Genomic DNA, 13149 nt, shown 5'->3' with positions numbered 1-13149 from the left:
CCGGGCGTCAACCGCCACTGCACGATAAAAATCTGACGTCAAAAAACAAAATCAGCTTAAAAGTCCCGCTGCGCTAAGGCTAAACTGCCTGACATTCCGAGACCCTCTACGTCCGTGCCTGCGAGCCGGTTTGAGCTGACATGACGCGCACCCACGAAATCCGCCCCGACCTGGACGAGGGAATAGACCGCAAGGTACTCAGCCAGCTGCGCGCGCGCTTTCTCAAACTCAATGAAGGCCGCCTCGGTCGCGCTCTGGAAGGATTGTCGACGCGCCAGCAAGGCGTACTGACGCTGCTGCCGCTGTTTTTCCACGTCAATCATCCGCTGTTACCGGGGTATGTCTCGGGCAGTGCGCCGGCCGGCCTGTCCAATTATGAGCCGGATGCCAACGCGCTTGCCGAAGCCCAGCGCCTGACCCGTTCGTTTTCCTACAAGCCGCGCCATGGCAGCAATCCGCCGCGACCGATTCATGGCCTGTTCCTGATGGGCAGCCTTGGCACGCTGGCGCAGGCCGATCAGAGCGACATGGACGTGTGGGTTTGTCACGCGCCGGACCTGAGCGAAAGCGAACTCGCTGAATTGAGCAAGAAATGTCAGTTGCTCGAAACCTGGGCGGCGAGCCAGGGTGCCGAGGCGCATTTCTTCCTGATCGACCCGGTGCGCTTCGTCAAAGGCGAACGCGACACCCAGCTCAGTTCGGAAAACTGCGGAACCACTCAGCACTATCTGCTGCTCGACGAGTTTTATCGCACCGCGATCTGGCTCGCCGGACGTACGCCGATCTGGTGGCTGGTACCGGTCTACGAAGAGAACGCCTACGACCTCTATACCCACACCCTGCTGTCGAAGCGCTTTATCCGCGCCGACGAAACCCTCGACCTTGGCCATCTGGCGACAATTCCACCGGGGGAATTCATCGGCGCCGGTTTGTGGCAATTGTTCAAGGGCATCGAATCGCCGTACAAATCGGTGCTGAAACTGTTGCTGACCGAGGTCTATGCCAGCGAGCACCCGCAGGTTCAGTGCCTGAGCCTGCGCTTCAAGAAAGCCGTGTTCGCCAATCAGCTGGATCTGGATGAACTGGATCCGTACATGGTCGTGTACCGACGCATCGAGGAATACCTGACGGCGCGTAATGAACCGGAAAGGCTGGAACTGGTACGCCGCGCCCTGTATCTGAAGGTCAACCGCAAACTGACCGGCACCAGCCGCAGTCAGGGCTGGCAGCGCTCCCTGCTGGAAAAGCTGGCCGGCGAATGGCATTGGGATCAGCGGCAACTGGCCCTGCTCGACAGTCGCAGCCAGTGGAAAGTCCGCCAGGTCAGCGCCGAACGCCGGGCGCTGGTCAATGAACTGAACTACAGCTATCGCTTCCTGACCCAGTTCGCCCGCACCGAGCAGACTGTCAGCCTGATCAACAAGCGTGACCTCAATGTGCTCGGCCGTCGGCTCTACGCCGCCTTCGAACGCAAAGCCGACAAGATCGAGTTCATCAATCCCGGCATCGCCCCGGATCTGGCCGAAGACACCCTGACGCTGGTGCAGTCGCGCAACAAAAAGGAACCGGGGCAAACCCAGTGGGGCCTGTACAACGGCAGCCTCACCGCGCAGGAGTGGGAACACTTCGCGCCGATCAAGCGCAGCCGCGAGTTGCTCGAACTGCTGACCTGGTGCCATCGCAACGGCGTGATCGACAGCAGCACCCGCCTGGCGCTGCATCCCGGCACCAGCGACCTGAGTGAGTTCGAGTTGTTCAACCTGCTCGGCAGCCTGCAACAGTGCATCGCCCTGCCCTTGCCCACCGTGCCCGAAGAGCCGCTGCTGCGCGCCGCCGTGCCGAGCGAAGTGCTGATGCTGGTCAACGTCGGTGTCGACCCGCTCAAGCATCACCGCGACCTGAACATCCTGATGACCACCGAACGCACGGACTCGCTGAGCTACGCCGGTGTACGCGAAAATCTGGTGCTGACGCTGGATCAGGTCACGCTCAACAGCTGGAATGAAGTGCTGGTCAACCGCTTCGACGGGCCGCACGCCCTGCTCGACTGCCTGCGCGATTACCTCAACAACCTGCCACGCGGGCCGTTGCAGCCGTCGCTGAAGGTGCGTTGCTTCTGCCACAACCGCGCGCAATTCATTGCCCGGCGCGTCGAGGAAATCGTCGATACCGCGCAGAACCTGTTGCTCAGCGACTTGAATCACCGCTACCTGATCCAGGTGCAGCAGCACTATCACGTGCTGGAGTTGGTGCCGGGTCAAGTCAACCACGTTGCCCTCGCCACCCTGCCGGCGCTGCTCGATTACCTCGGTGAAGAACAGCCGCGCTACAGCCCGCTGCACCTGGACCCGATGGCGCTGGAAGAACACGACCTCGCGTTGATCCTGCCGATGGGCCAGCCGGAATGCATTCAGGTGTTCTACCGCATCACCGAGCAGCAGGCCGAACTGTATGTGCTGGATGAGTTCAACGCATTGTGGCAGCAACAATTGCCGTACCACGATGAACAGAGTTTGTTGGTACCGCTGCAGCGCTTTTTGCAATCGATCCTGTTCCGCCGCGAAGCCGTGCTGCCGATGGACGCCGGCCCCGAGGGTCGCCTCGAAACTTTGTATTACCAGTTATTGCCTTCCGGCCCGGGGCGTGCGCGCCGGGTCGAAGCGCGACCAGCACCGCAGACGCCGGTGAACAAGCCGTTCTATGACGTGCAGGCGATCGTCGGCAAAGCCGCACCGGGGGAAGTGCAAGTCACCTTGTATTGCAATCAACGGGAATTCAGCGAGCTGGAACATGGCGACCAGCTGTTCAGCGTGGTCGCCCGGGAGATCGTCGAGCAGCGCCGCGAAAGCGAACGCTATCGCTGCTACATCACCGACCTCGACCTTTCGGGCCTGCTCGGTGACGGGCAAAGTTCAAGCAATCTGTATCTGCGCTACAAGGCTGACCTGGAGCGCGCTCTGAACGAGGCACTCGAACAGGTCTGAGGCGGGATTAATCGGGAAAGACGCCACCGTTGACCGGCTGCGATTCGACTTCCAGCAACGTCAGTTTCAGCGATTTACCGCCCGGAGCCGGCCAGTCGATGTGCTGACCGACTTTCAGGCCCAGCAGCGCGCTGCCGACCGGAGCCAGAATGGAGATCTTGCCTTCGTCGGCGTTGGCATCCTTGGGATAGACCAGCGTCAGGTGGTAATCCTTGCCACTGCCTTCTTCGCGGCAATGCACGCGCGAATTCATGGTCACGACATCGGCGGGCACTTCATCGTGGCCGACCACGTCGTCGGCGCGGTCCAGTTCGGTTTGCAGCGCAATCACGCCCGGCGCAGCCTGGTCTTTATCGTTCAGGCTGTCGATCAGGCGCTCCAGACGTTGCACGTCCAGACGGGTAAGGGTGATGGAAGGTGCGGTCATGATCCGGGCAGACTCCTTTCTTCTGCACACAAAAAAAGCAAAACCCCGCCAAAAAAGACGGGGTTTTCACCGTGCCTCGGTGGTTTGAGGCGTCTGCGGACACTATCACAGCTCAAAAAATATACAAGCCACCCACTTTTTGCCTGGGTGAAACCCTTGTGGCGAGCGGATTTATCCCCGTTCGGCTGCGCAGCAGTCGTATAGATTTTGGGGCCGCTACGCGACCCAACGGGGATAAACCCCCTCGCCACAATGGGGTATCAAACAGAATTCTGGCGGGCAGCAGCCTGCTGGCAAATCACCCGACGGCGCTGATCGTCCGCCGAGCGCCATTCGCGGATGTCCTCGACATGCCGGAAGCAGCCCAGGCAAACCTTTTGTTCGTCCAGTCGGCACACGCCGCTGCACGGCGAAGGCACGGCCGGGCTGATGTTGCTGTAAAGCGGCTTCGGCGGACGAACGGGAGCGGTGTCAGTCACGGAATCACAGACCTTCGAAATCGAATTCGGCGCCGGCCTGCTGCTTGACGATGCGCTCGAGCATTTCGCCCAATTGCTCTTCGCTCTTGTCGCACATCCAGCGCTCGCTTTCTTCATCGTAGTCGAAGTGGAAACCACCGGACACCGCCGCCAGCCACAGCTGACGCAGCGGCTCCTGGCGGCTGAAGATCAGCTGCGAGCCGTTTTCGAACTTGACGGTGAGCACACCGGCCGAGTTCTCCATGTCGATATCCAGGTCGCTTTCGTCAAAGATGTCTTCCAGTTTTTCCTGGGTTTCATCGACCAGATCGTGGAAACGGGCTTCGGACAAACTCATTGCGGCAACCTCAAAAAATGTCTGATCAAGCTCAAGCGCCGAAAGATACGGACGCGCCTCACTGATTGCAAAGAATAACGACCAAGCACCTCAATGGCACTGTAGACACCGTACCTGTGGGAGCGGGCTTGCTCGCGAAGAGGCCGGCACATCCAACATATTTGCCGCCTGAACCAGCGCTTTCGCGAGCAAGCCCGCTCCCACAGGGGTTTGTGCGTCTGCAGCAAGCCCCGCCGGACGGGAGGGGCATCACATAGGCAAGCTGCCGGGTGGCCGGTATACTCCGGCGCAATTAACGCATTTTCAAGGATTTCGCCATGAAGCGCCTGATCTCTTCCCTTGCTGCGCTCGTCGCGGTTGCCTGCCTTGTTTCGGCCTGCGGTCAAAAAGGCCCGCTGTACCTGCCGGATGACAGCCAGGACCCGGCCGAGCAAGCCAAATCGTCGCAACAACAACCTGCCTCCAAGGCGCACAAGCACGACGTTTACCAATAAGGGATCGCCATGGACGCTTTTAACTACCGTGGCGGCGAACTGTTCGCGGAAGGTGTGGCGCTCTGCGCCATTGCCGACCGCTTCGGCACGCCTACCTACGTTTACTCGCGCGCACACATCGAAGCTCAGTATCTGGCCTTTGCCGATGCGCTGGCCGGCATGCCGCACCTGGTCTGCTTTGCGGTCAAAGCCAACTCCAACCTTGGCGTATTGAATGTCCTGGCCCGTCTCGGCGCCGGTTTCGACATCGTTTCCCGTGGCGAGCTGGAACGCGTACTCGCCGCTGGCGGTAGCCCTGACAAGATCGTTTTCTCCGGCGTCGGCAAGACCCGCGACGACATGCGTCGTGCGCTGGAAGTCGGCGTGCACTGCTTCAACGTCGAATCCACCGACGAGCTCGAGCGCCTGCAAGTAGTCGCCGCCGAGCTGGGCGTTCGCGCGCCGGTATCGCTGCGCGTGAACCCGGACGTCGATGCCGGCACCCACCCGTACATTTCCACCGGTCTCAAAGAGAACAAGTTCGGCATCGCCATCGCCGACGCCGAAGACGTGTACGTACGCGCCGCGCATCTGCCGAACCTGGAAGTGGTCGGTGTCGACTGCCACATCGGTTCGCAACTGACCACGCTGCCGCCGTTCCTCGATGCTCTCGACCGTCTGCTGGATCTGGTTGATCGTCTTGGCGATTGCGGCATTCACCTGCGCCACATCGATCTCGGTGGTGGTTTGGGTGTGCGTTATCGCGATGAAGAGCCGCCATTGGCCGCTGATTACATCAAAGCTGTGCGCGAACGTCTGAACGGCCGTGATCTGGCGCTGGTGTTCGAGCCAGGCCGTTTCATCGTTGCCAACGCCGGCGTGCTGCTGACTCAGGTCGAGTACCTCAAGCACACCGAACACAAGGATTTCGCCATCGTCGACGCGGCGATGAACGACCTGATCCGCCCGGCGCTGTATCAGGCGTGGATGGACGTCACCGCAGTCAAGCCGCGTGACACCGCTGCGCGCAAATACGACATCGTCGGCCCGATCTGCGAAACCGGTGACTTCCTCGCCAAGGATCGCGAATTGGCCCTGGCCGAAGGCGATCTGCTGGCCGTGCATTCGGCCGGCGCCTACGGTTTTGTGATGAGTTCCAACTACAACACTCGCGGCCGTGCTGCCGAAGTGCTGGTAGACGGTGACAAGGTATTTGAAGTGCGCCGCCGCGAAACCGTGGCCGAGCTGTTTGCCGGCGAAAGCCTGCTGCCGGAGTAACCCATGCTGCTGCGTTTTACCAAAATGCACGGCTTGGGCAATGACTTCATGGTTCTCGACCTGGTCAGCCAGCACGCGCATATTCAGCCAAAGCACGCCAAGCAATGGGGCGACCGCCACACCGGCATCGGTTTCGACCAGTTGCTGATCGTCGAGGCGCCGAGCAACCCGGATGTAGATTTCCGCTATCGGATCTTCAACTCCGACGGCTCTGAAGTCGAGCAGTGCGGCAACGGTGCACGCTGCTTTGCGCGCTTCGTGCTCGACAAGCGTCTGACCGCGAAACGGCAGATCCGCGTCGAGACCAAGGGCGGCATCATCGAACTGGACGTGCGTAACGACGGCCAGATCGGCGTGAACATGGGCGCCCCGCGTCTGGTGCCGGCGGACATTCCGTTCCAGGCGCCAGCGCAGGCCATCAGCTATCAGCTGGAAGTCGACGGCACCACGGTCGAACTCGCCGCTGTGTCGATGGGCAACCCGCATGCGGTGCTGCGCGTACAGGACATCAACAGTGCACCGGTGCATGACCTGGGGCCTAAAATCGAACACCATCCGCGCTTCCCGGCGCGGGTCAATGTCGGTTTCCTCCAGGTCATCGACCGTAATCGTGCGCAATTGCGCGTGTGGGAACGTGGCGCCGGGGAAACCCAGGCCTGCGGCACCGGCGCGTGTGCAGCGGCTGTCGCCGCGATCAGCCAGGGGTGGATGGATTCGCCGCTATTGATCGACCTGCCTGGCGGGCGCCTGTCCATTGAATGGGCAGGCCCTGGCCAACCGGTACTGATGACCGGTCCGGCAGTTCGTGTATACGAAGGACAAGTACGTCTTTGAGTGAGCAGAAGCCATGACCGATAAGCCTCAGGTACCCGCCCGACAGTCCGACGAATCAGCGTCCGAGAGCCTCGAGGCGGCAGCGGTTGCCGCATACCTCGAGGCGCATCCGGACTTCTTCGTCGAGCACGAAGAACTGCTGCCCGCCCTGCGCATTCCTCACCAACGCGGTGACACCGTTTCGCTGGTCGAGCGGCAGATGACCATTCTGCGCGACCGCAATATCGAGATGCGTCATCGCCTCTCACAGTTGATGGATGTCGCCCGCGACAACGATCGCCTGTTCGACAAGACCCGCCGCCTCATTCTTTCCCTGATGGACGCCTCCAGCCTGGAAGACGTGGTGATCAGCGTCGAAGACAGTTTGCGTCAGGATTTTCAGGTGCCTTTTGTCAGCCTGATTCTGCTCGGCGACAACCCGGCGCCGGTCGGTCGCTGGGTTACTCACGCTGATGCCCAAGTCGCCATTGGCGGCCTGCTCACCGAAGGCAAAAGCGTCAGCGGCAGCCTGCGTGAGCACGAACTGGACTTCCTCTTCGGTGAAGAACAGCGCAAGCAGATCGGCTCAACCGCCGTCGTCGCAGTCAGCCATGAAGGTATCCACGGCATCCTGGCGATCGCCAGCCGTGACCCGCAGCACTACAAGAGTTCGGTGGGCACGCTGTTCCTCAGCTACATCGCCGAAGTCATGGGCCGCGTGCTGCCACGGGTCAACAGCTCCCTGCGCTCGGTACGCTGAGCATGGAACGGCAACTGGACGCTTACTGCGAACACCTGCGCAGTGAGCGACAGGTGTCGCCGCACACGCTGTCGGCCTACCGCCGCGACCTCGATAAAGTTCTCGGCTGGTGCGTCAAACAGAACATCGGCAGTTGGTCGGCGCTGGATATCCAGCGTCTGCGCAGCCTGATCGCCCGTCTGCATGCCCAAGGCCAATCCTCGCGCAGTCTCGCCCGACTGCTCTCGGCGGTGCGCGGGCTCTATCATTATCTGAATCGCGAAGGTCTTTGCGACCATGATCCGGCCACGGGTCTGGCGCCGCCGAAAGGCGAGCGTCGCCTGCCGAAAACCCTCGACACTGACCGTGCACTGCAACTGCTCGAAGGTGCGGTGGAAGATGATTTTCTCGCGCGGCGCGATCAGGCGATTCTTGAGCTTTTCTATTCTTCCGGCCTGCGCCTTTCCGAACTGACCGGGCTCAATCTCGATCAGCTCGACCTCGCCGATGGCATGGTTCAAGTGCTCGGCAAAGGCAGTAAAACCCGTCTGCTGCCGGTCGGCAAAAAGGCCCGCGAAGCAATCGAACAATGGTTGCCGTTGCGCGCGATGGCCAATCCGGCGGATGACGCCGTGTTCGTCAGCCAGCAAGGTCGGCGCCTCGGCCCGCGAGCGATTCAGGTGCGGGTCAAACTGGCCGGCGAACGCGAACTGGGGCAGAACCTGCACCCGCACATGCTGCGGCATTCCTTCGCCAGCCATTTGCTCGAATCCTCGCAGGATCTGCGCGCGGTGCAGGAATTGCTCGGCCACTCCGACATCAAGACCACGCAGATCTACACCCACCTGGACTTCCAGCACCTGGCGGCGGTCTACGACAGCGCCCACCCACGGGCCAAACGCATGAAAGGCGACGATTCATGAGCATCCAGTTGATCACCTTCGATCTCGACGACACCCTCTGGGACACCGCGCCAGTGATCGTCAGCGCCGAAGCGGTATTGCGCGAATGGCTGAGCGAGCACGCGCCGAATCTGGGCGCGGTGCCGGTGGAGCATTTGTGGGCGATTCGTGAGCGTGTATTGGCTAGCGAACCGGGGCTGAAACATCGGATTAGCGCGCTACGTCGACGTGTTTTGTTTCATGCGATGCAAGACGCTGGATATGCCCATGGCGAAGCTACCGACCTGGCAGACAAGGGTTTTGAAGTGTTTCTGCATGCGCGACATCAGATCGAAGTGTTTCCTGAAGTAGAACCGGTGCTGGAGATTCTTGCCAATCACTATGCCCTCGGCGTGGTCACCAATGGCAATGCCGATGTAGGCCGTTTGGGTCTGGCGGATTACTTCAAATTTGCGCTGTGCGCGGAAGATATCGGCATCGCCAAACCGGATGCGCGACTGTTTCACGAAGCGTTGCAGCGCGGTGGCGCCACCGCCGAAACCGCCGTGCACATCGGTGATCATCCAGGCGATGACATCGCCGGGGCGCAGCAGGCCGGGATGCGGGCTATATGGTTCAACCCGGCGGGCAAAGTCTGGGAAGCGGATCGCCTGCCGGATGCCGAAATCCGTAGCCTCAGCGATTTGCCAGCCGTTCTCGCGCGCTGGAATGCCACCTCGAAATAATCCACAAACCCTGTGGGAGCGAGCCTGCTCGCGAAGGCGATCTGTCATCCAATATTGATGTTGACTGACCCACCGCTTTCGCGAGCAGGCTCGCTCCCACAGGGGAATTGCGTTCACTTCGATTGCTTTATTTCACCCATGAAAAAGCCCGCAGCGACGGCGGGCTTTTTCAGCAAGCAAGCGGCACGCCTCAGATAGGGCGGCTACCGTACTTGTTGTCCGGCTTCTTCGGAGGATCGGCGACCACATTGGCCTCCACTTCCTGAACCTTGCCGCCGCGCGACAGGAACTCTTCCATGGCCTTGGCCAGGGCGTCGCGTTCCTTGTTCTTGGCTTCAATGCTCGGCAACTCGTCTACCGACACCGCAGCCTTGGCTTTGCCTTTGGCAGCCGGAGCCGGCGTATCGTCGCCACCATCGTCATCAGCAACGTCTTCCGCTGCTGCTTCCAGGCCTTCCTCGGCCTCGTCTTCGTCGCCTACTTCGAGGTCGTCGTTTTCCAGATCATCGTCGCTCATGTTCTACCTCATGACTTGCGAAAAGCAGATTAGTTATAGACCAGCTTTGGCAACTGTCGAAAGTCGCCGTTAAAAAATCGTTAACCACTGCTGACCAGCGGTTATGCCTCTTCACCGTGCAAGGTGGCGAGGACTTTTCGGGCACCGCCATGATCACGGTGCTCGCCCAGATAAACGCCTTGCCAGGTCCCCAGTGCCAGCCGACCTGCCGAAACCGGCAGACTGATCTGGCAACCAAGCACGCTGGCCTTGAAGTGCGCCGGGAGGTCGTCCAGGCCTTCGTCGTTATGCTCATAGCCGTCTGTTCCTTGTGGGATCAGACGATTGAAAAATCGTTCGAAGTCGCGACGGACCGCCGGATCGGCGTTCTCGTTGATGGTCAACGACGCCGAGGTGTGCTGCAGCCACAAATGCAACAGACCGACCCGGCATGCCCTGAGTTCAGGCAGGCCTTTGATCAACTCGTCCGTTACCAGATGAAAGCCCCGGGGCCGTGCCCGCAGGGTTATCAGAGTCTGTTGCCACATACAGTTCTCCGCACGTTCGGGGCGCATTCTAGCGCGCTCTGGGAAAAAACAAAGGCCCTAATATTCCTGCAATGATGTAAGCCATTGGCCGCAGAAAAACGCCCGCCGTAAACACGACCAAAGCCGTAGGAAAAATCCTTTCAGCCTTCACTTCAATGACAAATCCCGGACAAAAAAATGCCCGGCAAGCCGGGCAATTTTTTTGCTGCGCGTACTTACAGGTTGTAGCCGCGTTCGTTGTGTTGTGCCAGATCGAGGCCGACCGACTCTTCTTCCTCGGTCACACGCAGACCCATGACGGCGTCGAGGACCTTGAGGATGATGAAAGTAACGATCGCCGTGTAGATGACAGTGAAACCGACGCCTTTGCACTGAATCCACACTTGTGCGGCAATGTCGGTCACGGTGCCGAAGCCCCCCAGCGACGGTGCAGCGAAGACCCCGGTAAGGATCGCGCCGAGGATACCGCCGATACCGTGCACGCCGAACGCATCCAGGGAATCGTCATAACCGAGTTTGCGTTTCAGCGTGGTGGCGCAGAAGAAGCACACCACACCTGCGGCCAGACCGATCACCAGTGCGCCCATCGGGCCCACGGTGCCGGCAGCCGGAGTGATCGCTACCAGACCGGCAACCACACCCGAAGCGATACCCAGTGCGCTAGGTTTGCCGTGAGTGATCCACTCGGCAAACATCCAGCCCAGTGCCGCCGCAGCGGTAGCGATCTGGGTAACCAGCATCGCCATGCCGGCGGTGCCGTTAGCGGCCGCAGCCGAACCGGCGTTGAAGCCGAACCAGCCGACCCACAGCATCGCTGCACCCATCAAGGTGTAACCAAGATTGTGCGGCGCCATCGGCGTGGTCGGGAAGCCTTTGCGCTTGCCCAGTACCAGGCAGCAGATCAGACCGGCCACACCGGCGTTGATGTGCACCACGGTGCCGCCTGCGAAGTCGAGCACGCCCCAGTCCCACAGCAGGCCGCCGTTACCGGACCAGACCATGTGGGCAATCGGTGCGTAAACCAGGGTGAACCAGATGCCCATGAAGATCAGCATCGCGGAGAACTTCATCCGCTCGGCGAACGCACCGACGATCAGCGCCGGGGTGATGATCGCGAAGGTCATCTGGAAGGTGACGAATACCGCCTCGGGGAACAACGCCGCAGGCCCGGTCAGGCTGGCTGGCGTGATGCCGGCGAGGAACGCCTTGCCGAAACCGCCGACGAAGGAGTTGAAGTTGACGACGCCCTGCTCCATGCCGGTGGTGTCGAACGCGATGCTGTAGCCATAAATGACCCACAGGACGCTGATCAGACCGGTAATGGCGAAGCACTGCATCATCACGGAAAGAATGTTTTTCGAGCGAACCATGCCGCCGTAGAACAGCGCCAGGCCCGGGATGGTCATGAACAGCACGAGGGCTGTCGAGGTGAGCATCCAGGCAGTGTCGCCGGAATTGAGGACCGGGGCCGCCACTTCGTCTGCCGCCATAGCAAGGCCGGGCATTACGATAGACAACAGGGCTCCTAGCCCTGCGAATTTACGCAGAGTCATATTGTTTTCTCCTGGGGCGTTGGGGTTTGTGGCGGCGGTTAAATCGCGTCGGTATCGGTTTCGCCGGTACGGATGCGAATCGCCTGTTCCAGATTGACCACGAAGATCTTGCCGTCACCGATCTTGCCGGTGTTGGCCGCTTTGGTTATCGCCTCGATAACCCGATCCAGATCCTTGTCGTCGATGGCCACGTCGATTTTCACCTTGGGCAGAAAATCGACCACATATTCCGCGCCGCGATACAGCTCGGTGTGACCCTTCTGCCGGCCGAAGCCTTTGACTTCAGTAACGGTAATGCCCTGCACGCCGATTTCGGACAGCGACTCGCGCACGTCGTCCAACTTGAACGGCTTGATGATGGCAGTGACTAGCTTCATGAAACTCTCTCCCGAATTGGTGGACTTGCCCCAGGAAAACAAACCCGACTCAAGTCTAAGCGCAGTGCCTGGCTTTGTAACGCATCGTCGGCCTTACCTGCCCGACTGACGCCAGCTAACCGCTGCTGACGAAACTCCCCGCTTCGTCTGCCGCACTGCATTCGTCACAGCGACTGCATCAGTGCATGGGTCGAAGGTGACTAAGCAGAAAGCTTGCCATCTCGCCAAAAACCTCTGATTTCAATCCCTTGGCCGCTGCCGCAAGCCATCTCGTGCAAAAGGCCCTGCGGATACGCACAACAACGGTGCGTCGCCGTCCGTCCACCTGCGCGAAAAGCGTGCATCCCTGACCGCGAGATTGACTATAGACACTGCGTGATACACTGCCGGCCATTGTTTCCAGGACATCCACCATGCTCGCGCCCAAAGACTTCCTCGACGCCCTGAGCGGCACCGCCTCCCGCCTGTTCAACGGCGACACCCCGCTGCCGAAAGCCGAAATCGAAAGCCAGTTCAAGATGCTGCTGCAAAGCGCCTTCAGCAAACTCGACCTGGTCAGCCGTGAAGAGTTTGATAGTCAGATGGTTGTGTTGGCGCGCACTCGTGCTCGACTTGAGAGTCTTGAAGCTAAAGTTGCCGAGATGGAAGCCAAGCTGACACCGCCCGCTGAATAATCCGCGCCCCCTGTAGGAGCTGCCGAAGGCTGCGATCTTTTGATCTCCAGCCTTTCAACCATCCAGGCAACGTCCTACAACCTGCACCACCGCCGTCCGATTGCGCCGAAAAGCCCAGGTTTCTAAGCTCACCCGATGCTGATTGCTCAGCACCGGGTTTGGCGACCTGAACAGCTTAAGGCGCACGACAACCATGATGGCGGCTACATTTACCGCCACATCGTTTCATGGCGGTTGTGCGTGGGAGACCTTCGGGTCTGCCGGGTTCCTTTTGCTCCGGTTCGCCAACCCGCGTACAACTGCCACCCAATCGTTTGGCGACGATTGAGGGCAGCCCCTTAAGC

Annotated in this window: 15 protein-coding genes; 8 read left to right on the top strand and 7 right to left on the bottom strand. The window is 60.2% G+C overall.

The annotated features are described in order from the left end of the window. Window positions 1-140: 140 nt before the first annotated feature. Window positions 141-2984: a class I adenylate cyclase gene (locus tag QOL84_RS20605; protein ID WP_283438381.1), complete on the top strand. Its 2844-nt coding sequence runs from the start codon at window positions 141-143 to the stop codon at window positions 2982-2984. A gap of 7 nt (window positions 2985-2991) precedes the next feature. Here the strand turns inward: QOL84_RS20605 and rnk are convergent, their stop codons facing one another. The 3 genes from rnk to cyaY form a co-directional block, all read right to left on the bottom strand. Next, on the bottom strand, window positions 2992-3411 hold the full coding sequence (rnk, locus tag QOL84_RS20600) for a nucleoside diphosphate kinase regulator (RefSeq protein ID WP_283438380.1): 420 nt from the start codon (window positions 3409-3411) through the stop codon (window positions 2992-2994). Window positions 3412-3671: 260 nt separating this feature from the next. Beyond that, complete coding sequence (locus QOL84_RS20595; RefSeq protein ID WP_283438379.1) at window positions 3672-3890, bottom strand: DUF1289 domain-containing protein; 219 nt, start codon at window positions 3888-3890, stop codon at window positions 3672-3674. A 4-nt stretch (window positions 3891-3894) separates the two neighbouring features. After that, window positions 3895-4227 (bottom strand): iron donor protein CyaY, encoded by a 333-nt coding sequence (gene cyaY / locus QOL84_RS20590; RefSeq protein WP_007911100.1) that lies wholly within the window; start codon window positions 4225-4227, stop codon window positions 3895-3897. 317 nt (window positions 4228-4544) lie between these two features. Between cyaY and lptM the strand changes: the two genes are divergently transcribed. The 6 genes from lptM to QOL84_RS20560 are packed head-to-tail and all read left to right on the top strand — an operon-like array spanning window position 4545 to window position 9157. Further along, window positions 4545-4721, top strand: a complete 177-nt coding sequence (gene lptM / locus QOL84_RS20585; RefSeq protein WP_129396033.1) for an LPS translocon maturation chaperone LptM — start codon at window positions 4545-4547, stop codon at window positions 4719-4721. Between the two features lie 9 nt (window positions 4722-4730). Then, a complete protein-coding gene (lysA, locus tag QOL84_RS20580) occupies window positions 4731-5978 on the top strand; it encodes a diaminopimelate decarboxylase (RefSeq protein ID WP_129396034.1) in 1248 nt (415 codons plus the stop codon). A gap of 3 nt (window positions 5979-5981) precedes the next feature. Further along, the gene (gene dapF, locus QOL84_RS20575; RefSeq protein ID WP_129396035.1) at window positions 5982-6812 is read left to right on the top strand and encodes a diaminopimelate epimerase; all 831 of its coding nucleotides are present in this window, start codon (window positions 5982-5984) and stop codon (window positions 6810-6812) included. A 13-nt stretch (window positions 6813-6825) separates the two neighbouring features. After that, window positions 6826-7551 carry a DUF484 family protein gene (locus QOL84_RS20570; RefSeq protein ID WP_283438378.1) on the top strand — a complete coding sequence of 242 codons (726 nt, stop codon included), beginning with the start codon at window positions 6826-6828 and terminating at the stop codon, window positions 7549-7551. 2 nt (window positions 7552-7553) lie between these two features. Continuing rightward, complete coding sequence (gene xerC, locus QOL84_RS20565) at window positions 7554-8453, top strand: tyrosine recombinase XerC (RefSeq protein ID WP_129396037.1); 900 nt, start codon at window positions 7554-7556, stop codon at window positions 8451-8453. Continuing rightward, a complete protein-coding gene (locus QOL84_RS20560) occupies window positions 8450-9157 on the top strand; it encodes an HAD family hydrolase (protein WP_283438377.1) in 708 nt (235 codons plus the stop codon). Before xerC ends, QOL84_RS20560 begins: the two co-directional genes overlap by 4 nt. A 190-nt stretch (window positions 9158-9347) precedes the next feature. On the opposite strand, the gene sutA is transcribed toward QOL84_RS20560, so the two are convergent. The 4 genes from sutA to glnK all read right to left on the bottom strand — a co-directional run bounded on the left by sutA (window position 9348) and on the right by glnK (window position 12131). Further along, window positions 9348-9674, bottom strand: coding sequence for a transcriptional regulator SutA (gene sutA / locus QOL84_RS20555; RefSeq protein ID WP_007920420.1), 327 nt, complete (start codon window positions 9672-9674; stop codon window positions 9348-9350). Between the two features lie 101 nt (window positions 9675-9775). Further along, on the bottom strand, window positions 9776-10201 hold the full coding sequence (locus QOL84_RS20550; protein WP_283438376.1) for a secondary thiamine-phosphate synthase enzyme YjbQ: 426 nt from the start codon (window positions 10199-10201) through the stop codon (window positions 9776-9778). Between the two features lie 215 nt (window positions 10202-10416). After that, on the bottom strand, window positions 10417-11754 hold the full coding sequence (locus QOL84_RS20545; RefSeq protein WP_064116402.1) for an ammonium transporter: 1338 nt from the start codon (window positions 11752-11754) through the stop codon (window positions 10417-10419). A 38-nt stretch (window positions 11755-11792) separates the two neighbouring features. Beyond that, window positions 11793-12131 (bottom strand): P-II family nitrogen regulator, encoded by a 339-nt coding sequence (gene glnK / locus QOL84_RS20540; RefSeq protein WP_002555808.1) that lies wholly within the window; start codon window positions 12129-12131, stop codon window positions 11793-11795. Window positions 12132-12544: 413 nt separating this feature from the next. Between glnK and QOL84_RS20535 the strand changes: the two genes are divergently transcribed. Continuing rightward, window positions 12545-12805 carry an accessory factor UbiK family protein gene (locus QOL84_RS20535; RefSeq protein ID WP_008086041.1) on the top strand — a complete coding sequence of 87 codons (261 nt, stop codon included), beginning with the start codon at window positions 12545-12547 and terminating at the stop codon, window positions 12803-12805. Window positions 12806-13149 lie beyond the last annotated feature (344 nt).

This window comes from Pseudomonas helmanticensis, from assembly GCF_900182985.1.
Lineage (GTDB): Bacteria > Pseudomonadota > Gammaproteobacteria > Pseudomonadales > Pseudomonadaceae > Aquipseudomonas > Aquipseudomonas helmanticensis.
Note: the sequence above shows the minus strand (reverse complement) of the source record. Positions and strands in the feature narration are given on the sequence as shown.

What these genes read in the sequence shown, in the direction of transcription:
- QOL84_RS20605 (WP_283438381.1), top strand. Translation starts at nt 141, where the DNA reads ATGACGCGCACCCACGAAATCCGCCCCGACCTGGACGAGGGAATAGAC.
- rnk (WP_283438380.1), bottom strand. Translation starts at nt 3,411, where the DNA reads ATGACCGCACCTTCCATCACCCTTACCCGTCTGGACGTGCAACGTCTG.
- cyaY (WP_007911100.1), bottom strand. Translation starts at nt 4,227, where the DNA reads ATGAGTTTGTCCGAAGCCCGTTTCCACGATCTGGTCGATGAAACCCAG.
- lptM (WP_129396033.1), top strand. Translation starts at nt 4,545, where the DNA reads ATGAAGCGCCTGATCTCTTCCCTTGCTGCGCTCGTCGCGGTTGCCTGC.
- lysA (WP_129396034.1), top strand. Translation starts at nt 4,731, where the DNA reads ATGGACGCTTTTAACTACCGTGGCGGCGAACTGTTCGCGGAAGGTGTG.
- dapF (WP_129396035.1), top strand. Translation starts at nt 5,982, where the DNA reads ATGCTGCTGCGTTTTACCAAAATGCACGGCTTGGGCAATGACTTCATG.
- QOL84_RS20570 (WP_283438378.1), top strand. Translation starts at nt 6,826, where the DNA reads ATGACCGATAAGCCTCAGGTACCCGCCCGACAGTCCGACGAATCAGCG.
- xerC (WP_129396037.1), top strand. Translation starts at nt 7,554, where the DNA reads ATGGAACGGCAACTGGACGCTTACTGCGAACACCTGCGCAGTGAGCGA.
- QOL84_RS20560 (WP_283438377.1), top strand. Translation starts at nt 8,450, where the DNA reads ATGAGCATCCAGTTGATCACCTTCGATCTCGACGACACCCTCTGGGAC.
- sutA (WP_007920420.1), bottom strand. Translation starts at nt 9,674, where the DNA reads ATGAGCGACGATGATCTGGAAAACGACGACCTCGAAGTAGGCGACGAA.
- QOL84_RS20550 (WP_283438376.1), bottom strand. Translation starts at nt 10,201, where the DNA reads ATGTGGCAACAGACTCTGATAACCCTGCGGGCACGGCCCCGGGGCTTT.
- QOL84_RS20545 (WP_064116402.1), bottom strand. Translation starts at nt 11,754, where the DNA reads ATGACTCTGCGTAAATTCGCAGGGCTAGGAGCCCTGTTGTCTATCGTA.
- glnK (WP_002555808.1), bottom strand. Translation starts at nt 12,131, where the DNA reads ATGAAGCTAGTCACTGCCATCATCAAGCCGTTCAAGTTGGACGACGTG.
- QOL84_RS20535 (WP_008086041.1), top strand. Translation starts at nt 12,545, where the DNA reads ATGCTCGCGCCCAAAGACTTCCTCGACGCCCTGAGCGGCACCGCCTCC.